21 protein-coding genes and 1 tRNA gene are annotated in these 22,930 nt (G+C 73.0%); 13 read left to right on the plus strand and 9 right to left on the minus strand.

The window, feature by feature from the left end; all coding sequences use genetic code 11:
* Window positions 1-189 precede the first annotated feature (189 nt).
* From ACFWVC_RS05415 to ACFWVC_RS05425, 3 genes are all read left to right on the plus strand, one after another.
* Window positions 190-1,914 (plus strand): tetratricopeptide repeat protein, encoded by a 1,725-nt coding sequence (locus ACFWVC_RS05415; protein ID WP_384278612.1) that lies wholly within the window; start codon window positions 190-192, stop codon window positions 1,912-1,914.
* 412 nt (window positions 1,915-2,326) lie between these two features.
* Window positions 2,327-2,400: transfer RNA gene (locus tag ACFWVC_RS05420), tRNA-Met, on the plus strand.
* Between the two features lie 204 nt (window positions 2,401-2,604).
* Window positions 2,605-3,867 carry a HEAT repeat domain-containing protein gene (locus ACFWVC_RS05425; RefSeq protein ID WP_384278005.1) on the plus strand — a complete coding sequence of 421 codons (1,263 nt, stop codon included), beginning with the start codon at window positions 2,605-2,607 and terminating at the stop codon, window positions 3,865-3,867.
* Here ACFWVC_RS05425 and ACFWVC_RS05430 read toward each other — a convergent pair.
* A complete protein-coding gene (locus ACFWVC_RS05430) occupies window positions 3,837-4,247 on the minus strand; it encodes a Fur family transcriptional regulator (protein ID WP_384278012.1) in 411 nt (136 codons plus the stop codon). The genes ACFWVC_RS05425 and ACFWVC_RS05430 overlap by 31 nt on opposite strands.
* Before the next feature lie 155 nt (window positions 4,248-4,402).
* Between ACFWVC_RS05430 and ACFWVC_RS05435 the strand changes: the two genes are divergently transcribed.
* Entirely contained in the window at window positions 4,403-5,863 is a 1,461-nt protein-coding gene (locus ACFWVC_RS05435; RefSeq protein WP_384278018.1) for a catalase, read from the plus strand.
* A 91-nt stretch (window positions 5,864-5,954) separates the two neighbouring features.
* On the opposite strand, the gene ACFWVC_RS05440 is transcribed toward ACFWVC_RS05435, so the two are convergent.
* A complete protein-coding gene (locus ACFWVC_RS05440; protein WP_384278024.1) occupies window positions 5,955-6,353 on the minus strand; it encodes a cyclic nucleotide-binding/CBS domain-containing protein in 399 nt (132 codons plus the stop codon).
* A gap of 166 nt (window positions 6,354-6,519) precedes the next feature.
* The gene (gene hisN, locus ACFWVC_RS05445; protein WP_384278030.1) at window positions 6,520-7,317 is read right to left on the minus strand and encodes a histidinol-phosphatase; all 798 of its coding nucleotides are present in this window, start codon (window positions 7,315-7,317) and stop codon (window positions 6,520-6,522) included.
* Window positions 7,318-7,439: 122 nt separating this feature from the next.
* Here hisN and ACFWVC_RS05450 point away from each other — a divergent pair, with 122 nt between their 5' ends.
* Window positions 7,440-8,078: a TetR family transcriptional regulator gene (locus ACFWVC_RS05450; protein ID WP_384278035.1), complete on the plus strand. Its 639-nt coding sequence runs from the start codon at window positions 7,440-7,442 to the stop codon at window positions 8,076-8,078.
* A 42-nt stretch (window positions 8,079-8,120) separates the two neighbouring features.
* Here the strand turns inward: ACFWVC_RS05450 and ACFWVC_RS05455 are convergent, their stop codons facing one another.
* The 4 genes from ACFWVC_RS05455 to ACFWVC_RS05470 form a co-directional block, all read right to left on the minus strand.
* A complete protein-coding gene (locus tag ACFWVC_RS05455) occupies window positions 8,121-8,444 on the minus strand; it encodes a DMT family transporter (protein ID WP_384278039.1) in 324 nt (107 codons plus the stop codon).
* A 65-nt stretch (window positions 8,445-8,509) separates the two neighbouring features.
* Window positions 8,510-9,511, minus strand: a complete 1,002-nt coding sequence (rsgA, locus tag ACFWVC_RS05460) for a ribosome small subunit-dependent GTPase A (protein WP_384278046.1) — start codon at window positions 9,509-9,511, stop codon at window positions 8,510-8,512.
* 4 nt (window positions 9,512-9,515) lie between these two features.
* Window positions 9,516-10,862: a 3-phosphoshikimate 1-carboxyvinyltransferase gene (gene aroA / locus ACFWVC_RS05465; protein ID WP_384278052.1), complete on the minus strand. Its 1,347-nt coding sequence runs from the start codon at window positions 10,860-10,862 to the stop codon at window positions 9,516-9,518.
* Between the two features lie 98 nt (window positions 10,863-10,960).
* Window positions 10,961-11,656, minus strand: coding sequence for a M50 family metallopeptidase (locus ACFWVC_RS05470; protein WP_384278060.1), 696 nt, complete (start codon window positions 11,654-11,656; stop codon window positions 10,961-10,963).
* Between the two features lie 54 nt (window positions 11,657-11,710).
* On the opposite strand from ACFWVC_RS05470, the gene ACFWVC_RS05475 reads away from it, so the two are divergent.
* From ACFWVC_RS05475 to def, 8 genes are all read left to right on the plus strand, one after another.
* Entirely contained in the window at window positions 11,711-12,526 is an 816-nt protein-coding gene (locus ACFWVC_RS05475; RefSeq protein ID WP_384278067.1) for an SOS response-associated peptidase, read from the plus strand.
* Window positions 12,527-12,574: 48 nt separating this feature from the next.
* Complete coding sequence (locus tag ACFWVC_RS05480) at window positions 12,575-13,219, plus strand: alpha/beta family hydrolase (RefSeq protein ID WP_384278618.1); 645 nt, start codon at window positions 12,575-12,577, stop codon at window positions 13,217-13,219.
* A gap of 231 nt (window positions 13,220-13,450) precedes the next feature.
* Window positions 13,451-14,113 (plus strand): sigma-70 family RNA polymerase sigma factor, encoded by a 663-nt coding sequence (locus tag ACFWVC_RS05485; RefSeq protein WP_384278624.1) that lies wholly within the window; start codon window positions 13,451-13,453, stop codon window positions 14,111-14,113.
* The gene (gene rsrA / locus ACFWVC_RS05490) at window positions 14,110-14,424 is read left to right on the plus strand and encodes a mycothiol system anti-sigma-R factor (protein WP_384278075.1); all 315 of its coding nucleotides are present in this window, start codon (window positions 14,110-14,112) and stop codon (window positions 14,422-14,424) included. Before ACFWVC_RS05485 ends, rsrA begins: the two co-directional genes overlap by 4 nt.
* 130 nt (window positions 14,425-14,554) lie before the next feature.
* Window positions 14,555-15,919, plus strand: coding sequence for an HD domain-containing phosphohydrolase (locus ACFWVC_RS05495; protein ID WP_384278631.1), 1,365 nt, complete (start codon window positions 14,555-14,557; stop codon window positions 15,917-15,919).
* 71 nt (window positions 15,920-15,990) lie between these two features.
* Window positions 15,991-17,175 (plus strand): HD-GYP domain-containing protein, encoded by a 1,185-nt coding sequence (locus tag ACFWVC_RS05500; RefSeq protein ID WP_384278636.1) that lies wholly within the window; start codon window positions 15,991-15,993, stop codon window positions 17,173-17,175.
* A 231-nt stretch (window positions 17,176-17,406) separates the two neighbouring features.
* Complete coding sequence (locus ACFWVC_RS05505) at window positions 17,407-18,378, plus strand: tetratricopeptide repeat protein (RefSeq protein WP_384278082.1); 972 nt, start codon at window positions 17,407-17,409, stop codon at window positions 18,376-18,378.
* 73 nt (window positions 18,379-18,451) lie between these two features.
* On the plus strand, window positions 18,452-19,072 hold the full coding sequence (gene def, locus ACFWVC_RS05510) for a peptide deformylase (protein WP_384278089.1): 621 nt from the start codon (window positions 18,452-18,454) through the stop codon (window positions 19,070-19,072).
* Window positions 19,073-19,413: 341 nt separating this feature from the next.
* On the opposite strand, the gene ACFWVC_RS05515 is transcribed toward def, so the two are convergent.
* Both ACFWVC_RS05515 and ACFWVC_RS05520 read right to left on the minus strand, forming a co-directional pair.
* A complete protein-coding gene (locus ACFWVC_RS05515) occupies window positions 19,414-20,424 on the minus strand; it encodes a ribonucleotide-diphosphate reductase subunit beta (RefSeq protein ID WP_384278096.1) in 1,011 nt (336 codons plus the stop codon).
* On the minus strand, window positions 20,424-22,826 hold the full coding sequence (locus tag ACFWVC_RS05520; RefSeq protein WP_384278103.1) for a ribonucleoside-diphosphate reductase subunit alpha: 2,403 nt from the start codon (window positions 22,824-22,826) through the stop codon (window positions 20,424-20,426). The genes ACFWVC_RS05515 and ACFWVC_RS05520 overlap by 1 nt, the downstream gene beginning before the upstream one ends.
* Between the last annotated feature and the right edge of the window lie 104 nt (window positions 22,827-22,930).

Genomic DNA, 22,930 nt, shown 5'->3' on the forward strand with positions numbered 1-22,930 from the left:
TTGCATACCAGGTGTACTGCGGGTACGGGTGGTGCGACGATGGACCTCATGGGGGATGGTGCAAGGCTGCTGAAAACTCGTCGGATCCCGGACATCGGGTCCGCGGGCGACTCCAGCATGCCCGCGTCCGTACCCGCGCAGACGGCCGCCTTCGGGCCGACCGTCGCCGAGCTGCTGCCCGGCCCGCGCATGGGCTCCGCCGAGGAGGAGCGGCTCATCGAGTCCGAACTCCCGGACGAGGAGAGCCTGGAGGCCCGCGAGGAGGCCGAACTCGAGGCGCGCCACCGGCGGGCCGCCGAGCACGGTGACATCGCCGCGGCGAGCGTTCTCGGCACCCTGCTGCTGCGCCGCGGCGACCTGGAGGGGGCCGAGCCGTATCTGCGCGCGGCCGCCGCCGGGGGAGACCGGCCGGCCGCCAACAACCTCGGACTGCTGCTGCATCAGCGCGGCTACGCCGAGGAGGCCGCGGGCTGGTGGCGTATCGCCGCCGTCGCCGGCTCCGCCGCGGCCGCGCACGCGCTCGGCCGGCACTTCCGCGAGCGCGGCGACGAGCCCGGCGCCGAGTACTGGCTGCGCCAGGCCGCCGGGTCCGGGCACACCCTGGGCGCCTACGCGCTGGCCGACCTGCTCGACCACCGCCGCGACGTCGGCGCCGAGCGCTGGTTCCGTGCCGCCGCCGAGCACGGGCACCGCGAGGCGGCGTACCGGCTGGCCCGCATCTGCGCCGAGCGCGGCGAGGAGCGCGAGGCCGAGCAGTGGTACCGCCAGGCCGCCGCCCGGCGGCACCGGCGCGCCGCGCTGCGCCTGGGCACGCTGCTGGAGGAGCGCGGCGAGTTCGAGGAGGCCAGGCGCTGGTACCTCACCGCCGCCCGCGACGGCGAGCCGCGTGCCGCCTGCGCGCTCGGTTTCCTGCTGCGCGACGCCGGTGACGTCGACGGCGCCGCCACCTGGTGGCGGCGCGCCGCCAACGCCGGTGACGGCAACGCCGCGAACGCGCTCGGCGCGCTCCACGCGCAGGAGGGCGAGACCCAGACCGCCGAGCGGTGGTACCGGGCCGCGCTGGAGGCCGGCGACGTCAACGGCGCCTTCAACCTCGGCCTGCTCTGCGCCGGCCAGGGGCGTACGGCCCAGGCCGAGCAGTGGTACCGCAAGGCGGCCTACACCGGGCACCGCGAGGCGGCCAACGCGCTCGCCGTGCTGCTGCTGCAGCGCGGGGACGCGGCGGGCGCCGAGCCGTGGTTCTCCAAGGCCGCGGAGGCCGGCAGCGTCGACGCCGCGTTCAACCTCGGCATCCTGTTCGCCGGTCGGGGCGACGAGGGCACCGCGCGGCGCTGGTACGAGCGGGCGGCCGCCAGCGGGCACAGCGAGGCCGCGCTGCAGGTCGCGTTCGCCCTGCAGAAGGACGGCGACCCGCACGGCGCGGAGCGGCACCTGCGGTGCGCCGCGGGCGGCGGCAGCCCCGAAGGGGCCTTCCGGCTCGGCGCGTTGCTGGACGCGCAGGGTACGGAGGACGCGGCCGCGGAGGCGGAGGAGTGGTACGCCCGCGCCGCCGGGCAGGGGCACCGCCGTGCGCAGGTCCGGCTCGGCATGTGCGCCGCCAAACGGGGGGACGTCGTGGACGCCGCCCACTGGTACCGCGAGGCGGCGGAGGGGGGCAGCCGCAACGGGGCGTTCAACCTCGGGCTTCTCCTCGCGCGCGAGGGGGCGGAGCCGGAGGCGGCCCTGTGGTGGACCCGGGCCGCCGACGCGGGGCACGGGCGTGCGGCGCTGCGGCTGGCTCTGCTGGCCGCGCGGCACGGGCAGCTCGCGGATGCGCAGGCGTGGTGTGCGCGGGCGGTGGAGTGTGGGCCGGCGGAGGTGGCGGAGCGGGCGGCGCGGCTCACGGATGCGCTGGAGCACGAGCTCTCGGCGTAGGGTTTTTCCCCGCCCGCCCTCCCTCCCTCCCCCAACCTTCGGCCGGGGGTGCCCCCAGCCCTGTGAAGTCAGGGCGCCCCGGCGCGCGTGGTTCCTGGGCCGGGGTCGGGGCCTCCGGGGCTGGCCATTCTGGACAGCACATTTACGTGCGTTTCCAGCACCTGCCCATCCCGTCCCGACCCGGATACCGCACACAAATATGCTCCACAGTCCAGAACACCCACCCCTACGACCCCGCCCCCTCCGTAGGGCTCGCGTCTGATCCCCAGTGGGGGGATGGAAGCGGTCCGGGGTGACCCCGGTTGCCTGGCTGAACCCCCGCGTGTGGCGGGGAAAAACCTCCACCCGCGAAAGCCCCCCGGGCAGGATTTGCGCTGTTCAGGGGCGGGGGGTTACTCTAAGGACACAACGACGCGGGGTGGAGCAGCTCGGTAGCTCGCTGGGCTCATAACCCAGAGGTCGCAGGTTCAAATCCTGTCCCCGCTACTGATGAGAAGGCCCGGAAGCCATTGGCTTCCGGGCCTTCTTGTATGCGTCGGGTACAGCCCAGGCATGGATCCGGCAAAAGCGTGCGAACCTTTCGCCGCGGGTCCGGGGCGCCGGAGGATGCTGGACGGGTGGCGAGGGCGGCGGCGCGAGGCGGGGTTGCTGCGCAGGCGGCGTAAGCGGCGGCCGACGGAACTCAGGGATGTGACGCGGTGGGGGCGGCTGTGTGCCGCCGGTGCGGTGGCGGAGCTGCTGACGGAGCTACGGGCGGCGGCGGAGGCCGCGGAGGGCGCCGGGTACGACCGGGAGGCCGCGCTGAAGGCGCTGGGAGAGGCGGATCCAGGGCTGTGGCTGTCGTTGGACCGCGCCGCGCGGACCGTGGAGGGGGCGCCGCTGCCCGCCGGGGAGGCTGATCCGCTGCGTCTGCTGCTGGCCGCGATGGACCGGGACGGCCGTACGCGGCAGGCCGCCGTGGAGGGCCTGGCGCACACGGGCGGTCCGCTGGTGGCCACCGCGTTGGCGCTGCGGACCGCGGACTGGGTGGAGCAGGTGCGGGAGCGGGCCGTGGAGGCGCTGGCACTGCGGTCCGCGCCGGACGAGGCCGCCGCGGCGGTGCGGATGCTGCTGAGACTGCGGGGCAGGCGCCGGGCCGCGGGGGCGCTGGCGGCGTACCGGGAGGTGCTGGCGGCCCCTGAGGCACGGCGGGCGGTACGGGCGCTGGCCGCCGGCGAGGAGCCGCAGACCCGGCGGTTCGGGGTGGAACTGGCCTTGGAGCTCGGGGAGTTCGTCCGCGGTGACCTGGTCAGAACCGCGCTGCGCGACCCGGACCAGATGTGCCGGCGGCTGTGCGCGCAGCGGCTGCTGGAACTGGACCCGGACCAGGCCGGGCGGCTGCTGTGGGCCCGGTCCGCCGCGGTGCGGGAGCTGGCGGTGGCGGCGCTGCCGGAGGACGTGCCCGCGGCGCGGCTGACGGCGTCCCTGGCGGACCCGGCGCGGATCGTGCGGGCGCAGGCGCGGTGGCGGCTGTACAGCAGGGGTGAGCCGCCCGCGCTGACGTACCGCAGGCAGCTGGTGCGCTGCGGGCCGCAGAGCCCGCCGCGGCTGGTCGCGGGGCTGGCCCTCGGGCTGGGGGAGTGCGGGGACGGCACGGACGTGCCGCTTCTGCTGCGGCTGGTCCGGGAGGCCCGTACGCCGTGGCCGCCGGTGGTGCGGCGGGCCGCGGTGCGTGCGGTGGGCCGTCTGGCGCCGCGTGAGGGCCTGCTGGGGCTGCTGGGGCCGCTGGCGACGGACACGGACCCGGGCGTGGCCAGGGAGGCCTTCGAGGCGCTCGCCAGGGTGGCCGGGGAGGTGCCGCCGGAGACCGTGTGGTTCGGGCGGACGCGGCCGGAGCCGGCCGTGCGGAAGGCGGCGGAACGGCTCCGCCGCTCGGCGCAGCGTCAGGCGCAGTCGGGGCACAGGCCCCGGTAGGTCACCTCGACGTCGGAGACGGTGAATCCGAAGCGCTCGCTGTCGGGCAGGTCGGTCAGCGGGTTGCCGGCGGGGTGGACGTCCCGGATGGTGCCGCAGCGGGAGCAGACCAGGTGCTGGTGGGCGTGGTGCGCGTTGGGGTCGTAGCGCTTGGCGCGGCCGTCGGTGGCGACCTCCATGACCTCGCCGAGCGAGACCAGTTCGCCCAGGGTGTTGTAGACCGTCGCCCGGGAGATCTCCGGCAGGCGGGTCGCGGCCCGCGCGTGCACCTCGTCGGCGGTCAGGTGGACGTGTTCGCCGTCGAGGACCTCGGCCACGACACGCCGCTGCGCGGTCATCCGCCAGCCGCGTCCGCGCAGTCGTTCCAGCAGGTCACTCATTCCGTTTCACCTATCCGTGGGATGGATCCAGCTTAACAGCGGGAGTCCGTGTTCCGAATCCGTACGACTTTGATGCCCTTCTTGACTTAGACCTTGTCTATCGTAGGATCGGTTCCGGCGACAGCCACGGCACAGACGAACGCAGGGAGAAGGACGTGACGGTTCAGAAGACCGGCCCGCTGACGACCGAGGCGGGAGCCCCGGTCGCGGACAACCAGAACAGCGAGACCGCGGGGGTCGGCGGACCGGTCCTGATCCAGGACCAACTGCTGCTGGAGAAGCTCGCCCACTTCAACCGCGAGCGCATCCCGGAGCGCGTGGTGCACGCCCGCGGCGCCGGCGCGTACGGCACCTTCACGGTGACCGCCGACGTGACGCGATACACCCGGGCGAACTTCCTGTCGGAGGTCGGCAAGCAGACCGAGACCTTCCTGCGGTTCTCCACGGTCGCCGGCAACCTGGGCGCGGCGGACGCCGTGCGCGACCCGCGCGGCTGGGCGCTGAAGTTCTACACCGAGGAGGGCAATTACGACCTCGTCGGCAACAACACCCCGGTGTTCTTCATCAAGGACGCCATCAAGTTCCCCGACTTCATCCACACCCAGAAGCGCGACCCGTACACCGGCTCCCAGGAGGCGGACAACGTCTGGGACTTCTGGGGGCTGTCGCCCGAGTCGACCCACCAGGTGACCTGGCTGTTCGGCGACCGCGGCATCCCTGCGAGCTACCGCAACATGAACGGCTACGGCTCGCACACCTACCAGTGGACCAATGAGGCGGGCGAGGTCTTCTGGGTCAAGTACCACTTCAAGACCGACCAGGGCATCAAGAACCTGACCACCGAGGAGGCGGTCAAGGTCTCCGGGCTCGACCCCGACTCGCACCAGCGCGACCTGCGCGAGTCGATCGAGCGCGGCGACTTCCCGACCTGGACCGTGCAGGTGCAGATCATGCCCGCGGCCGAGGCGGCGGCCTACCGCTTCAACCCGTTCGACCTCACCAAGGTGTGGCCGCACGCGGACTACCTGCCGATCGAGATCGGCAAGCTGGAGCTCAACCGCAACCCGCAGAACATCTTCGCCGAGGTCGAGCAGTCGATCTTCTCCCCGGCGCACTTCGTGCCCGGCATCGGCCCGTCCCCGGACAAGATGCTGCAGGGACGGCTGTTCGCGTACGGCGACGCCCACCGCTACCGCGTCGGCATCAACGCCGACCACCTGCCGGTGAACCGTCCGCACGCCACCGAGGCGCGCACCAACAGCCGTGACGGCTACGCCTACGACGGCCGGCACGGTGGCGCGAAGAACTACGAGCCGAACAGCTTCGGCGGCCCGGCCCAGACGGGCAGTGCGCTGTGGTCGTCCACCGCGGTCACCGGCTGGACCGGCAACCACGAGGCGCCCTCGCACGCCGAGGACAACGACTTCGTTCAGGCGGGCGACCTCTACCGGCTGATGTCGGAGGGTGAGAAGGAGCGGCTGATCGCCAACCTGGCCGGCTTCATCGCCAAGGTGTCGCGCGACGACATCGCCGAGCGGGCGATCGACAACTTCCGCCGTGCGGACGAGGACTACGGCAAGCGGCTGGAGGCCGCCGTCCAGGCCCTGCGCGGCTGACGGGCGCTTGCCGTAACAGACCCGGAGGGGTTCAGGTGCGTCCAGGCACCTGAACCCCTCCGATCCATTTCCCGGTCTTCCCCCGTCCCTCTCAGCCCGCCAGGGCGGCGGCCGAGTGCGCGGGGTGCCAGCAGCGCACGATGTCGCGGACGGAGACCATGCCGACGGCGTTGCGGTCCTCCATCACCACCAGGTGACGGAAGCCCCCGCGCACCATGGCGGCGGCCGCCTCCTCCAGGGTCCACTGGGGCGCGGCGAAGACGACGTCGGTGGTGGTGTGGGCGGCGGCGAGTTCGCTGTCGGGGCTCAGTCCGGCGCCGACGGCGTTGAGGATGTCGCGCTCGGTGAGGATGCCGAGCCCGCAGGTGTCGGGATCGAGGACGACCGCCGCACCGACCTTGCGAGCGGACATCAATCGGGCGGCCTGGCGGAGGGTGTGAGCCGGGCCGATCGTGAGAACGACCGTGCTCATGGCTTCGCGTACGAGCATGGGATACCCCTTGGCTGCGTCGTGGGCCGTCTTGAGAACTGTTTCACAAATTCACAAGCTCACGCATTCTCATGTTCACATGCGGGACGGCGCGCAGCAAGGGGCGTGCGGAGGGTGATCGGTGGTGTACGGGGGCGGCCCGGGCCGGGTGCGGCGCAGGTGCGGTTCAGGTGCGGTTCAGGAAACCGAGCATCTGCTCGTGCAGCAGTCCGTTGGAGGCCGCCGCATTGCCCCCGTAGGGGCCGTCCGTGCCGTCCAGGCTGGTGAAACGGCCGCCCGCCTCCCGGATGATGACCTCGTTGGCGGCCATGTCCCACAGGCTCAGCTCGGGCTCCGCGCAGAAGTCCACCGAACCCTCGGCGACCATCATGTAGGGCCAGAAGTCACCGTACGCACGCGTGCGCCAGCAGGAGCGGGTCAGATCCAGGAAGCCGTCCAGCCGCCCCTGCTCCTCCCAGCCGCCGAGCGAGGAGTACGCGAACGAGGCGTCCTCCAGCCGGCTCACCCGGGACACCCGCAGCCGCGTGGCGGAGGAGAGGCTGCGCCCGGTGTACGCGCCGCCGCCCTTCACCGCCCACCAGCGGCGGCCCAGCGCCGGCGCGGAGACCAGGCCGACCACGCCCTCGTCCCCGTGCTCGCCGCGCACCATGAGGGCGATGAGCGTGGCCCACACCGGCACGCCCCGGACGTAGTTCTTGGTGCCGTCGATCGGGTCGACGATCCAGCGGCGCGGGCCGGTGCCCTCGAAGCCGTACTCCTCGCCCAGGACCGCGTCGCGCGGCCGGGCGCGGCCGAGCTGGCTGCGGATCAGCTCCTCGGCGCGCTTGTCCGCCTCGCTGACCGGCGTCATGTCGGGCTTGGTCTCGACCTTCAGGTCCAGGGCCTTGAAGCGCTCCATGGTCGCGGCGTCGGCGGCGTCGGCGAGAATGTGCGCCAGGCGCAGGTCGTCGTTGAAGTCCGGCATGGAGCGAACAGTATCGATCGCACCCTGTCGAGGTCACGCAGGGTGCGCGCGAAGGGTTGACACGAACCGACAGCACGTCAATTCTTTGCGCACGGCCGCTTTACGACGGCTTGGAGGCAATCATGCCGACAGCGCGTGAATCCTTGCTGGACGCGGCTTTGGCCGCGCTGTCCGCCCAGTCGTGGGCGGTGATCCGGATGGTGGACATAGCGGCGACCGCCGGAGTGTCGCGGCAGACCCTCTACAACGAGTTCGGCAGCAAGGAGGGCCTCGCGCGGGCCCTCGCACGGCGCGAGGCGGACGAGTTGGTGGCCGGTGTGGAGCGCGTCCTGTCCACCGCCGCCGACCAGGGCGGCGACCCCGGCGACTGCTTCGCCGCCGCCACCGGCCTGCTCCTCCACGAGGCCCGCCGCAACCCCCTGGTGCGCGCGGTTCTGACGGGGTGCCGTGGGGGCCGCGTTCCGGCCGCCGCCATCACCCGCATCCCCGTGCCCCGCTCGCCGGGGGCGAAGCCGCGCAAGAGCGACCTTCCGCTGACCCCCACGGAGGTGCTCGCGGCGCTGCGCACCCGTGCCGCCGCGGTGCTGGAGCGGAGCTTTCCCAAACTGGACTCCGCCGACCTCGCATGGGCGTGCGAGGCGGCGGTGCGCGTGGGCGTGTCCTACGTCATGGCGCCGCTGACCACCGACGAGGACGCGTGCCTGCGCGTGGCCCGGCTGGTGCGCGGGATGCTCGGTCGCGGGTGGGCGGGCGCCGCCTGACCCCGGGCGGGGCCGCCGGCGTGACGCGCGGTCAGTGCGCGGTCAGTGCGTGGAGCCGGACAGCTGGAGACCGATGGCGCCCAGGACGACGAGCGTGACCGAGATCAGCTTCAGCGTCGAGACGACGTCACCGAGGAACGCCATTCCGTAGATCGCGGTCCCGGCCGCCCCGATGCCCGTCCAGACCGCGTACGCGGCGCCGACGTCGAGCTTCTTCAGCGACATCGTCAGCAGCCCGAAGCTGCCGAGCGCGAAGACGCAGAAGGCGATGGTCGGCCACAGACGCGTGAATCCGTGGGAGAGCTTGAGGCAGACCGCGAAGCCGGTTTCGAGGAGTCCAGCGACCACCACGAGGAGCCAGGCCATCGAGCGCCCTCCCGTTCCGTCCTGTCGATGAGCGATCATCACACAGCATGCCCGGAAATCGCGCTTCAGTCCCCTTCCTTGGCCTCCCGCGTCGCGAGCAGCCGGCGCAGCGAGAAGAGGCGGGCCGGTTCGGCGTGCCCGTCGGCCACCCAGGCGTCCAGCGCGCAGTCCGGTTCGTCGTGGCTGCAGGCGCGCGGGCAGCCCTCCGTGCCCGGTACGAGGTCCGGGAAGGCGTTGATGACCCGTGAGGGGTCGATGTGCGCCAGGCCGAAGGACCGCACGCCCGGGGTGTCGATGACCCAGCCCTGCTCGCCCTTGAGGGGCAGCGCGAGAGCCGAGGTGGTGGTGTGCCGGCCGCGGCCGGTGACCGCGTTGACGTGGCCCGTGGCGCGCTGACGCTCCACCAGGGCATTGACCAGGGTGGTCTTCCCGACCCCGCTGTGGCCGACGAAGGCGGTGACGCGGCCTTCCAGGTGCTCGCGCACGGCGGCGGTCGCGGCCTCGTCGAAGTGCTCGTGACTGGTGACGACATAGGGGACGCCGAGCGGCGCGTAGGTCTCCAGCAGCGTTTCGGCCGGGGCCAGATCGGACTTGGTCAGCACCAACAGCGGTTCCAGACCGGCGTCGTAGGCCGCCACCAGGCAGCGGTCGATCAGCCGCGGCCGCGGTTCCGGGTCGGCGAGGGCGGTGACGATCGCGAGCCGGTCGGCGTTGGCGACGACCACGCGCTCGAACGGGTCGGTGTCGTCGGCGGTGCGGCGCAGCACGGAGGAGCGCTCCTCGACCCGCACGATCCGCGCCAGGGTGTCCTTGTCCCCGGACACGTCGCCGACGATGCCCACCCGGTCGCCCACCACGATGCCCTTGCGGCCGAGTTCGCGGGCCTTCATGGCGGTGATGGTGCGGTCGTCGACGAGGCAGGTGATCCGGCCGCGGTCGACGGTGAGGACGAATCCCTCCTGGGCGTCCTCGTGCTTCGGGCGGATGGTCGAGCGGGGCCGGTTGCCCTTGGGGTTCGGGCGGGACCGGACGTCGTCCTCGTCGGTGTGCTTGCCGTAGCGGCGCATGAGCTCAGACCCGCACCGGGGACGCGGGGGCGGCGGGCGTGGCGCCCAGCATGGCCGTCCACATGTCGGGGAAGTCGGGGAGCGTCTTGCCGGTGGTGGCGACGTTCTCCACCCGCACGCCCTCCACGGCCAGGCCGAGGACCGCGCCGGCGGTGGCCAGGCGGTGGTCGTCGTAGGTGTGGAAGACGCCGCCGCGCAGCGGGCGCGGGCGGATGCGCAGGCCGTCCTCGGTCTCGGTGACGTCGCCGCCGAGCGCGTTGATCTCCTTGGTCAGCGCGGCCAGCCGGTCGGTCTCGTGCAGCCGGAGGTGGCCGACCCCGCGCAGCACCGACTCGGAGTCCGCCAGCGCGGCGACCGCGGCGATGCCCGGGGTGAGCTCGCCGACCTCCGACAGGTCGGCGTCGATGCCCTGCACCCGTCCGGAGCCGATCATGACCAGGCCGGCGTCGGTCAGCTCGCAGGAACCGCCCATCCGGGTGAACAGCTCGCGCAGCGCGTCGCCGGGCTGGGTGGTGCGCACCGGCCAGTCGGGGATGACGACGCGGCCGCCGGTGACCAGGGCCGCCGCCAGGAACGGCTGGGCGTTGGACAGGTCCGGCTCGACGGTGACGTCCACGCCGAGCAGCGCGCTCGGGTCGACCCGCCACACATTGGGCTCGCCCCCGTTCTCCGGGGTGTCGACCTTCGCACCCGCGTGCCGCAGCATCTCCACGGTCATCCGGATGTGCGGCAGGGACGGCAGCGTGGGGCCGGTGTGCCGGACCTCGACGCCCTGGTTGTAGCGCGGGCCGGACAGCAGCAGTGCGCTGACGAACTGCGAGGAGGCGGACGCGTCGATCGAGACCGACCCGCCGTCCAGCGCCCCGCCGCCCTGCACGGTCAACGGGATCGCGCCGCGCCCCTCGTCGTCGATGCGGGCGCCGAGCGCGCGCAGCGCGTCGATCACTCCGTGCAGCGGCCGCTCGTACGAACGGGGGTCGCCGTCGAAGCGCACCGGGCCGTCGGCGAGCGCGGCGACCGGCGGCAGGAAGCGCATCACGGTGCCGGCGTTGCCGACGTCGATGGTCGCCGGGCCGTGCAGCCCGGCGGGGATGACCCGCCACGCCTCGCCGCCGTAGGGGTTGACCACCTCGTCGATCTGCACGCCCATGGACCGCAGCGCCTCGGCCATCAGGACCGTGTCCCGGCTGCGCAGCGGACGGCGCAGCCAGCCGGGCTCGGAGGCGAGGGCCGCCAGCACCAGGGCGCGGTTGGTGACCGACTTGGATCCGGGCACGGTGACCGTGGCGTCGACGGGAGCGGACGCGTGCGGTGCGGGCCAAAGGGCGGTGTGCGCGGGGGTACCGGTCATGGAAACCAAGCGTAGTGGTTGAACGTGAGGCTGAATCGCGCACAAAGCGGACGAAACCTGACGGAAACAGGGGTCCGCCCGCAAGGGCTACAGAGGGACTACAGGCCCAGCAGCCAGCGTCCGCCTCCGAACAGCGAGAACAGCGCCACCGCGTAGAAGAGCAGCATCCACAGGGCGGCCGGGGTGTGGGTGAGGCGCGCCAGCTGGTCCGCGTCCGAGCTCGGCGCGGCGCCCCCGCGCCGTTTCCCCTGAAGCTCCAGCACCGGGCGCACGCCCCCGAGGAGCAGGAACCACACCACCAGGTACGCGAAGACCGCTTGCACCTGCGGCCCGGTCAGCCACGACACCAGGAGGAAGATCGCGCCGGTGACGAAGACCGTCAGCACCCCGTAGGCGTTGCGGATCATGACGAGCATCAGCAGGAGCAGCGCGGTCGCGCCCCAGAGCAGCAGCGTGATGTGCCCGGCCGCCAGCAGCAGCGCGCCGCCCGCCCCGAGGAGCGAGGGCGCGGTGTAGCCGGCCGCGGCGGTCAGGATCATGCCGAGGCCGTACGGCTTGCCGCGGGAGACGGTCAGCCCCGAGGTGTCCGAGTGCAGCCGGATGCCCTGCAGACGGCGTCCGGACAGCAGCGCGACCAGGCCGTGGCCGCCCTCGTGCGCGATGGTGACGGCGTTGCGCGACAGCCGCCATATGCCGTGCGGGAGGACCGCGGCCAGGGCGACGGCGGCCGTCGCGCCGACCACCCAGGCGGAGGGCGCGGGCTGGGTGCCGAAGAGGGAGTCGATGAGCTGCACGGTTCCGCACCCTACGACGGCGAGCTGTGCCCGCGCCGTGGCAATCTGGCACTCATGTGCGGCCGATATGCAGCGAGCCGGCGGCCCGAGGACCTCGTCGACCTCTTCGACGTGCGGAAATGGGACGCCACCGAGGCGCTGGACCCCAACTGGAATGTCGCTCCCACCGACAGCACCTACGCGGTGCTGGAACGCCCCGACAAGGAGACCGGCGAGATCGTCCGGCAACTGCGCGCCCTGCGCTGGGGTCTGGTGCCGAGCTGGGCCAAGTCCCCCGACGGCGCGGCGAAGATGATCAACGCACGGGCGGAGACGGTGCACGAGAAGCCCTCCTACCAGCGGCCGTTCGCCTCCCGCCGCTGCCTGCTGCCCGCCGACGGCTACTTCGAGTGGGTCACCGGCACGGACGAGCGGCAGCTGGAGGAGCAGGGCAGGAGGAAGCGGCCCCGCAAGCAGCCCTACTTCGTCACCCCCGCGGACGGCTCGGTCTTCGCGATGGCCGGGCTCTACGAGTTCTGGCGCGACCGCACCCTGCCCGACGCCCACCCGCGCGCCTGGTGGGTCACCTGCGCGGTCATCACCACCGAGGCCGACACCGAGCCCTTCGCGGACGCCGACGCGCGCCCCCGGGGCCCGCGCGCCCTGTCCGACATCCACCCCCGCATGCCGCTGTGGCTGACCCCCGACCGGTGGGACGCCTGGCTGGACCCCGCCCGTACCGACCCCGGCGCGCTGCGCGGACTGCTCGTGCCGCCGGGACACGGGCTGCTGCGCGCCCACCCGGTGCGCACCGAGGTCAGCAACGTCCGCAACAACGGGCCCGAGCTGGTGGAGCCGATCGAGGCGCCGGAGGAGGAGACGCTGTTCTGAGAACCGTCCTCTGAGAGTCCGCGGTGGCAGACTGCGACGGTGAACGTGATCTCCGACACGGTCGAGACCGTGCCCACCCCGGTGGGGGACGCCCGCATCACCTGGCACCGGGCGCGCGGGGCCCGCGCGGTCGTCGCGCTCGGTCACGGCGCGGGCGGCGGCATCGAGGCCCGCGACCTGCGGGCGCTGGCGGAGGCCCTGCCGCCGCACGGCTGGACCGTCGCCCTGGTCGAGCAGCCGTGGCGGGTGGCCGGCAAGAAGCTGGCGCCCGCCCCGAAGACCCTCGACGCGGCCTGGACCGCCCTGTGGCCCGCCCTGGCCGCTCCCGGCCTGCCGGTCGTCGCCGGGGGCCGCAGCGCGGGGGCGCGGGTGGCCTGCCGCACCGCCGACGCGCTCGGCGCGGTCGCGGTGCTCGCGCTGTCCTTCCCGCTGCACCCGCCCGGCAAGCCGGAGAGGTCCCGCGTCGACGAGCTGACCGGCGCGGGCGTCCCGGCCCTGGTCGTCCAGGGCGGCCGGGACCCCTTTGGGCGGCCCGAGGAGTTCCCGCCCGGCCACGAGCCGGTGGAGGTGCCCTTCGCCGACCACGGGTTCGCCGTGCCGAAGTCCGCGGACCTCGGCCAGGAGGAGGCTGTGACGATCCTCACGGACGCCGTACTGGGCTGGCTGGGGGACCTTCCGCCGCTCCGGGAATGAGCCGCGGTCGGGCCGTGTTGTGCCAGGCGTCCAGACGAAAGTTCGTACGTACAGTGAGGAAGCCGCATGGCGACAGCCGCATGCCGCGCCCGTGCCGAGGCGCCTTACCTGGCCTGGCCCGAGTGGCCGGCGACGGGTGGTACGGCGGGCACGACCAGCGCACCGATCCCGCCCGGGATATCCTCCGATGGCGTGGGGTCCGTGTATGGCCCCGTGACCGTCGTGGAGGAGGTGGGTCCGGTCAGCGGCACCGACGACAGTACGTCCGAGGTACACGAGCAGGTCCAGGTATCCCAGGAATCGGACCTGGAGCGCAGTGCGCGCTTCGAGCGGGACGCCCTGGAGTACCTCGACCAGATGTACTCGGCGGCGCTGCGCATGACCCGCAACCCGGCCGACGCCGAGGACCTGGTCCAGGAGACGTACGCCAAGGCGTACGCGTCCTTCCACCAGTTCCGCGAGGGAACCAACCTCAAGGCGTGGCTGTACCGCATCCTCACCAACAGCTTCATCAACTCCTACCGCAAGAAGCAGCGCGAGCCCCAGCGCAGCGGCACGGAGGAGATCGAGGACTGGCAGCTGGCGCGTGCCGAGTCGCACATGTCCACGGGCCTGCGCTCCGCCGAGTCCCAGGCGCTGGACCACCTGCCCGACTCCGATGTGAAGCAGGCACTGCAGGCCATTCCGGAGGAATTCCGGATCGCGGTGTATCTCGCGGACGTCGAAGGCTTTGCGTACAAGGAGATCGCCGACATCATGGGTACGCCCATCGGTACGGTGATGTCCCGTCTGCACCGGGGGCGGCGGCAGCTGCGCTCGCTGCTGGAGGACTACGCGCGGGAGCGCGGGCTCGTTCCGGCGGGCGCGGGAGACGAGAAGGGCTCGGGCACATGAGCTGCGGCAACGCGCATGAGACGGATTGCTCCGAGGTACTCGACCACCTTTACGAGTACCTGGACAACGAGATGTCCGACGACGCCTGCGCCAAGTTCAAGCAGCACTTCGACGAGTGCCACCCTTGCTTGGAGAAGTACGGACTGGAGCAGGCCGTCAAGAAGCTGGTCAAGCGCTGCTGCGGCCAGGACGACGTGCCCACGGACCTGCGGTCCAAGGTCCTCACCCGGATCGAGCTGATCCGCGAGGGCGAGGTCGCGCCGGTCCCCAGCCCGCTCGAGGGCGGCGACGCGACCACCGCGGCTTCCTAGGGCGCGTTTCGGAAGTCCCACCCGTATCGCGGGAGGTCACGCGGGATCACCCGAAGGCGGGAATCGCGGCGGCTCTCCCGCCGGGTGGCGGCCGCGCCCCTAGCCTCGTCACGTGCGTGCGATGCGGGTGGTGCGGGAACTTCCGCCGGTGGCGCGGGTCTACCTGCCCACCGTCGTGCTGTCGGCCTGCGGCGCGCTCGTCACGGCGCCGTACGACGGCGTTCCCTGGCTGACCGCGACTCTCCTGGCGGGTCTGTACCTCGCCGGTGAGCTGGCCCGCGCGCCCTTGCCGCCGGTGGTCTTCGCCGCCGCGTTGCTGCTGCCGCCGGGCGCGGCCGCCCTCGTGGCGGTGCCCGGCGCGCTGGCCGCGCCGGTACGGGGCGAACCCCGCGGGGTGCGCCGGGTGTGGCACGCCGCACAGCTGTCGCTGGCCGCTTACGCGGCGGCCCGAGTGCGCGGCCTGCTCGACGACGGCCCGCCCGACCGGCTGCCGGGGCTGCTGCTCCCCGCCGCGGGCGCGGCACTGGCGTTCTGGCTGGTGTCGGCCGCACTGACCGGCGGGGTGCTGGTCGCCGCCGAACGCGTGCCCGCGGTCCCCGCGTGGCGCGGCGCCCTGCTCGGCTCCCTCGCACCGCACCTCACGTACGCGCTGGTGGGCCTGCTGGCCGCGGTGCTCTGGCAGGGGCCGTACGGAAGCCTCGCCGCGGTCCTGGCGCTGCTGCCGACCCACATCGCGCGCTGGGTCGCCGAGCAGGCGCAGCGGGAACGCGCCACCCACCAGGCCACGGTGCGCGCCCTGGTGCAGGCCGTGGAGATCAAGGACCGCTACACCCGGGGCCACAGCGAACGCGTCGGCCGCGCCTCGGCCCTGATCGCCCGCGAGATCGGCCTGCCGGCCGACCGCGTGGAGGCCCTGCGGCTGGCGGGCATCCTGCACGACATCGGCAAGATCGGCGTCCCGACGCGCGTGCTGCGCAAGGACGGCCCGCTCACCCCCGAGGAACGCCGCATCATCGAACTCCACCCCGGCTACGGCCACGACATCGTGCGCGGCATCGACTTCCTGGACGACGCCCGGTCGGCGATCCTCCACCACCACGAGCGCATGGACGGCTCCGGCTATCCGCACGGCCTGGCCGGCGACGCCATCCCCTCCTCGGCCCGCGTCGTCGCGGTGGCCGACGCCTTCGACGCCATGACGTCGGCGCGCAGTTACCAGCCCGCCCGGGACGTCGGCGAGGCGCTGGGGGAACTACGGCGGTGCTCCGGCCGCCACTTCGACCCCGAGATGGTGGAGGCGCTGGTGCGCGTCGTGGACCGCGACGGCTGGAACCCCGCGCTGACCACGGACGAGCCGGAACCTTTCGCCGCTCCCGGTCCCGCCGACGTCACCCCGGTGGCCGGACGGGTCGTCGCGCCCCGCCGGCACGCCCGTGGTCACGGCGGCGCGGACCGCGCGCCCGGCCGCCGCGCGGGCAAGGGGCGGCGGGCGTGACCGTACCGGGCGGCCGGGGGCACCGGCGCGCCACACCGGCGGCAGACGCGGTGGCCGCCGCGGCCGGGCTGTTGCGGCGCCGCCACCACCGCCGGCGGACCCCGTCGGTCGCGCACGTGGTGCACGCCCTCGCTCTCGCGGCCGGTGCCGCCGGGCTCGGGTGGACGGCCGTGCACGGGGTGGCCGACCCGGCGTCCGCCGCCGTGTTCGGCGCGCTCATCGTGGTCGGCGAGGTGCTCCGGGTCGCCGAGGCCGACGGCCGCGAGGCGGCGCCCGTGGCGTTCGCCGGGGCGCTGGGGTACGCGCTGGTGGGCACGGAGGCGGTGCCCGTCGTGGTCACGGTCGTCGGGTGCGCCGTGCTCGCCGGACGGGTGCGCGGCGGGACGTGGGACGCCGCCGCCCGGCGGGTCCTCACCACCGGCTTCGCGGCGGCCTGCGCGCAGCCGCTGTACGGCGGCAGCGGCGGCCACCCGGTGTACGCCGTGCTGCTGCTCGCCAGCACCATCCTGTGCGACGCCGTCCTGGCCGCCTGGCTGACCGCCGCCCGTACGAGGGAACCCTTCACGCCGGTGCTGAGGGACGAGGTGGCCGCGCTGCCCGGCGTGGGGTCGGCGGTGTGCGCGGGCGGGGCGGTGCTGGCCCAGGCGGTGCAGGCGGCGGGGCTGTGGGCGGTACCGGTGTGCGCGGTGCCGCTGCTCCTGACGCAGACCGCCTTCCGGCGCCACGCGGCGATCCGGGCGACGCGGCATGCGACGGTCGCCTCGCTCGCCCGCGCCACCGACCTCGCGGGCTACACCCCGGCCGGCCACGCCCGCCGGGTCGGCGCGCTCAGTCACGCGCTGGGCAGGGAACTCGGCCTGGGCGGACGGGCGCTGGCCGCAGTGGAGCACGCCGCCCTCCTGCACGACATCGGCCAACTCTCCCTTGTGGACCCGGTACCCGGTGGCGCGACCGTGCCCCTGGACCCCGCGGAACGCCGCCGCATCGCCCTGCTGGGAGCGGCCGTCGTACGCCGGACGGGGGCGCCGGAGGAAGTCGCCAGGATCGTGGAGGCCCAGGCCGATCCCTACCGCGAACAGCCGCTCGCCGGGCGGATCGTGCGTACGGCCAACGCCTACGAGGACCTGGCCGGGGGCGGGGCCGCCGTGGGCCGGGGACTGCAGGCGCTGGAACGATTGCGCCTGGACACCGCCCAGGAATACGACCCCCGCGTGGTCGAGGCCCTGACCAGGGTCATTGCCAGGGGAGGGCAGTGAACCGGCCGGTAATGAGCGGGCGTACCAAGGGGCATGGTTGGATGCCCGCAGGGGCGCAGAGCGCCCAAGAGGCACGCATGTCGCCCATGCTGCCAAACCGACAAGCCCGGCCGTGTGTGACAGGCCCTGCCGATGGCAAGGAGGACTGATGAGCACCGCTGAGCACGGGACGTGGGGGGACGGACGGGGCACCGTGGAGCACCAGCGAAAGCGAACGGCAGGCGGGACACCTTGAGGATCTTCGGCAGGGCACGCCATCGGCCCTCCGCCACCTGGCGGCAGGCGACCGATCGCGCGTTCACCCTGATCAGCGACGGGCGGTACGAGGACGCCGGCGCGCTCCTCATCCGCGCCGCGGATCTGGAGCCCTGGCGCTCGGAGTCCTGGTACAACCTCGCACTGCTGCACAAGTTCCGGCACGACTGGGAGCAGGCCCGCACCACCGGCCTGCGGGCCGTCGCCCTCCTCGACCGGGCCCCCGGAGCCCCCGACTGGTGGAACGTCGGCATCGCCGCCACCGCGCTGCAGGACTGGCCGCTGGCCCGGCGCGCCTGGCAGGCCTACGGCCTGCGGCCCGACACCGCCGGCACCGGCCCGATCGACATGGAACTCGGCAGTTCCACCGTGCGGCTCTCCCCTGAGGGCGAGGCCGAGGTGGTGTGGGGCCGCCGGCTCGACCCGGCCCGGATCGAGGTGCTGAGCATCCCGCTGCCCTCCTCCGGGCGCCGCTGGGGCGAGGTCGTCCTCCACGACGGCGTGCCGCACGGCGAGCGCCGCACCGCCGACGGCGCGACGTATCCGGTCTTCGACGAGATCGAGCTGTGGGCGCCCTCTCCCGTGCCGACCTGGCTGGTGCTGCTGGAGGCGGCCACCGAGGCCGATCGCGACGCGCTGGAGCAGCTGGCCGCCGACGCGGGCTACGCCGCCGAGGACTGGTCGTCCTCCGTTCGGCTGCTGTGCCGCACGTGCTCGGAGAGCCGGATGCCCACCGACGACGGCTCCGACGCCTCCCGCGACCCCCACGACCAGGGCGAGCCGGGCCACCCCGGGCACCTCAGCCACCGCAGCCCGGGCGCCCTGTGGGCCCCTGAGCGGGAGTGCGGGATCGCCGCCCCCGTGGGGCTGGTGCGCGGGCTGCTGGACAGCTGGGTGGCGGACAGCCCGGACACCCGGGACTGGCGTGATCTCGAAGAGGTCTGCTGACCCGCTCGGGTGCACGTACCCTTGATGGGCTATCCAGCGTTGGAGCAGGCCCCAGGAAGGCGTACGACGGACCATGTCGCAGCAGGACACCGAGCAGACCGCATTCACCGACGACGTGACGGACGCCGAGGAGCGTGAGGCGGCCCACCGCGCCCGCGGCACGGCCCGTCCCATCACGGTCGTCGGCAACCCGGTCCTGCACCACCCGTGCAACCCGGTCACGTCCTTCGACGACGACCTGGCCGCCCTCATCGACGACATGTTCGCCAGCCAGCGCGCCGCGGAGGGCGTCGGTCTCGCCGCGAACCAGATCGGCGTGAACCTGCGCGTCTTCGTCTACGACTGCCCGGACGACGACGGCGTCCGCCACGTCGGCCACGTCGTCAACCCGGTCATCGACGAGCTCCCCGCCGCGCGGCGCGTCCTCGACGACGGCAACGAGGGCTGCCTGTCCGTCCCCGGCGCCTACGCCGAACTCCCGCGCCCCGACTTCGCGGTCTGCCGCGGCCAGGACCTGCACGGCAACCCCGTCGTCGTCCAGGGCACCGGCTTCTTCGCCCGCTGCCTCCAGCACGAGACGGACCACATCAACGGCTACCTCTACATCGACCGGCTCTCCAAGCGCGACCGCAAGGACGCGCTGAAGCAGATGGCAGAGCTGACGCCGAAGTACGAGACCGTCCCGAACGACTGAGCCGCCGCCGCGGACAGGCTGAACCGCGGTATCCCGAGGAGCGCCGCACGATGACCACCCGGCCCGGGCACCACGGGGAAGTGCTCATCGCACGGCCGGAGAGAACGCCCGACGCACTCCGCGCGGCGCTCGCGCTGGTGGCACCTCACCGCCTTGCCGGGATGGAGCAGCCATGGCCGAGATCCGGGCCGTTTTCGGCGAGGCCCGCGCGGCGGTGGGTGAGTGAGCCGGGCTTGGGAGTACGAGCCCGGCGTCCTCCGGGTCACCGCATTCTGGCCGGCTGACGAACGACGGGGCTGCAGGCGGCCGTTGCCGCCTGCAGCCCCGTCCCGCGGTCCGGATCAGAAGTCGTCGTCGAAGGAGACCGAGCCCTCGACCGCCACCTGGTAGGCGGAGGCGCGGCGCTCGAAGAAGTTGGTCAGCTCCTGGACGTTCTGCAGCTCCATGAAGGAGAACGGGTTCTCCGAGCCGTAGCGGGCCGGCAGGCCGAGGCGCACCAGGCGCTGGTCGGCGACGCACTGCAGGTACTCGCGCATGGAGTCGGTGTTCATGCCGGGCAGGCCGTCGCCGCACAGGTCGCGGGCGAACTGCAACTCGGCCTCGACGGCCTCCTCCAGCATGGCGGTGACCTGTTTGCCCATCTCCTCGTCGAAGAGGTCGGGCTCCTCCCGGCGGACGGTGTCGACCACGTGGAAGGCGAAGTCCATGTGCATGGACTCGTCGCGGAACACCCAGTTGGTGCCGGTGGCCAGGCCGTGCAGCAGGCCGCGGGACCGGAACCAGTAGACGTAGGCGAAGGCGCCGTAGAAGAACAGGCCCTCGATGCACGCCGCGAAGCAGATCAGGTTGAGGAGGAAGCGGCGGCGGTCCGCCTTGCTCTCCAGGCGGTCCATGGACTCCACGGAGTCCATCCAGCGGAAGCAGAACTGCGCCTTCTCGCGAATGGAGGGGATGCTCTCCACCGCGTCGAAGGCGGCCGCGCGCTCCTCGGGGTCGGGGAGGTAGGTGTCGAGCAGCGTCAAGTAGAACTGGACGTGCACGGCCTCCTCGAAGAGCTGCCGCGACAGGTACAGCCGCGCCTCGGGGGAGTTGATGTGCTTGTAGAGCGTCAGCACGAGGTTGTTGGCCACGATCGAGTCGCCGGTGGCGAAGAACGCGACCAGGCGGCCGATCATGTGCTGCTCGCCGGGCGAGAGCTTGGCGAGGTCGGCGACGTCGGAGTGGAGGTCGACCTCCTCCACGGTCCAGGTGTTCTTGATCGCGTCGCGGTAGCGCTCGTAGAAGTCCGGGTAGCGCATCGGACGCAGGGTCAGCTCGAAGCCCGGGTCGAGCAGGTTCTTGGTGGAGCTCATTACTGGCAGGCCTCGCAGGACTCGGGGTTCTCAAGGGAGCAGGCGATCGCGTCGGCGTCGGGCGTGGCCTGCTGGACGGGGATGATCGCCGGGGCGGCCGCGCGGGCGGACTGGGCGATGCGGGTGGCCGGGCGGGAGCGCAGGTAGTACGTCGTCTTCAGGCCCTGCTTCCAGGCGTACGCGTACATCGAGCTGAGTTTGCCGATGGTGGGCGCGGCCATGAAGAGGTTGAGCGACTGGCTCTGGTCGAGGTACGGCGTACGGGCCGCGGCCATGTCGATCAGGGCGCGCTGCGGGAGCTCCCAGGCGGTGCGGTACAGGGCGCGGACGTCGGCGGGGATCCAGTTGAAGCCCTCGACGGAGCCGTTGGACTCGCGCAGGGCGTCGCGGGTCTGCGCGTCCCAGACGCCGAGCTTCTTCAGCTCGTCCACCAGGTAGGAGTTGACCTGGAGGAACTCACCGCTCAGCGTCTCGCGCTTGAAGAGGTTGGAGACCTGCGGCTCGATGCACTCGTAGACGCCCGCGATGGAGGCGATCGTCGCGGTCGGGGCGATGGCGAGCAGCAGCGAGTTGCGCATGCCGGTCGTGGCGACGCGGGCGCGCAGCGCGTCCCAGCGCTCGGGCCAGTTCGCCTCGGTCGCGTAGTGGTCGGGGTGCAGGACGCCGCGGGCGGCACGCGTCTCGGACCAGGCCGGGTGCGGGCCGTGGCGCTCGGCCAGGTCGCAGGAGGCCTCGTACGCGGCGAGCATGATGCGCTCGGCGATCCGCGTGGACAGCGCCGTGGCCTGCGCGGAGTCGAAGGGCAGCCGCAGCTTGAAGAAGACGTCCTGCAGGCCCATCACACCCAGGCCCACCGGGCGCCAGCGCTCGTTGGAGGAGGCGGCCTGGCCGGTGGGGTAGAAGTTGATGTCCACCACGCGGTCGAGGAAGGTCACGGCGGTGCGGACGGTGGCGTCCAGCCGCTCCCAGTCGATGACGTCCGCGCCGGTTTCGTGCCGATCGGCGGCGCCGGCGAGGACGAAGGCGGCGAGGTTGACCGAGCCGAGGTTGCAGACCGCGGTCTCGCCGTCGTTCGTGACCTCCAGGATCTCCGTGCAGAGGTTGGAGGAGTGGATGACCCGGCCGGGCTCGGCGGTCTGGTTGGCGGTGCGGTTGGAGGCGTCCTTGAAGGTCATCCAGCCGTTGCCGGTCTGCGCGAGGGTGCGCATCATGCGGCCGTACAGCTCGCGGGCCGGAAGGGTCCTGCGGGCCAGGCCCGCGGCCTCGGCCTCGCGGTAGGCGGCGTCGAACTCCTCGCCCCACAGGTCGACCAGGCCGGGCACGTCGGCGGGGGAGAACAGCGACCAGTCGCCGTCGGCGTCGACGCGGCGCATGAACTCGTCCGGGATCCAGTGCGCCAGGTTGAGGTTGTGGGTGCGGCGCGCCTCCTCACCGGTGTTGTCGCGCAGCTCCAGGAACTCCTCGATGTCCGCGTGCCAGGTCTCCAGGTAGACGCAGGCCGCGCCCTTGCGGCGGCCGCCCTGGTTCACGGCGGCGACGGAGGCGTCGAGGGTGCGCAGGAACGGCACGATGCCGTTGGAGTGGCCGTTGGTGCCGCGGATCAGCGAACCGCGGGAGCGGATGCGGGAGTACGACAGGCCGATGCCGCCGGCGTGCTTCGACAGCCGAGCGACCTGGTGGTAGCGGTCGTAGATCGAGTCCAGCTCGTCCAGCGGGGAGTCCAGCAGGTAGCAGGAGGACATCTGCGGGTGCCGGGTACCGGAGTTGAAGAGCGTGGGGGAGCTGGGCAGGTAGTCCAGCCGGCTCATCAGTCCGTAGAGCGCGGCGACCTCGTCCAGCGCGCGGGTGGTGTGGTCCTCGGCGAGACCGCAGGCCACCCGGAGCATGAAGTGCTGCGGGGTCTCGATGACCTGGCGGGTGATCGGGTGGCGCAGCAGGTAGCGGCTGTGCAGGGTGCGCAGGCCGAAGTAGCCGAAGCGGTCGTCGGCGCGGCCGGCGAGGGCGGCGTCGACCAGGCCGTCCAGCCGGGCGGCGTGGGTGGCGACGAACTCGGCGGTGCCGTCGGCGATCAGGCCCTCGCGGTGGCCGACGGCGATGGAGGCGGAGAAGGACACCGCTCCCTCGCCGGCCGCCTCCTCGGCGATGGCGGTCGTCAGCAGCCGGGCCGCCAGGCGCGAGTACTGGGGGTCCTCCGAGATCAGCCCGGCGGCGGCCTCCGTGGCCAGCGCCCGCAGTTCCGCCTCGTCCGCGGCGGCGCTGCGGCCGCGCAAGGCGGCGGCGGCGACCCGGCCGGGGTCGGTGTCGGGGAGGTCTGCGGTCAGTTCCGTCAGGATGCGCAGCAGGTCGCTGCCGGCTGAGGCCGGCTCCGATGTGGCGACGGGTGCGGCGGGCGCGATGGTCACGTGTGCTCTCTCCCTCGTACGGCGACGACGCGGGAGGAATGACGGGGCGCACGCAGGGCAGGGCATGCCGCGGCGCGTCCGCCGGCCCAACCCGCGAGGCCCGG

The sequence above is a fragment of the Streptomyces sp. NPDC058691 genome (assembly GCF_042714775.1).
Lineage (GTDB): Bacteria > Actinomycetota > Actinomycetes > Streptomycetales > Streptomycetaceae > Actinacidiphila.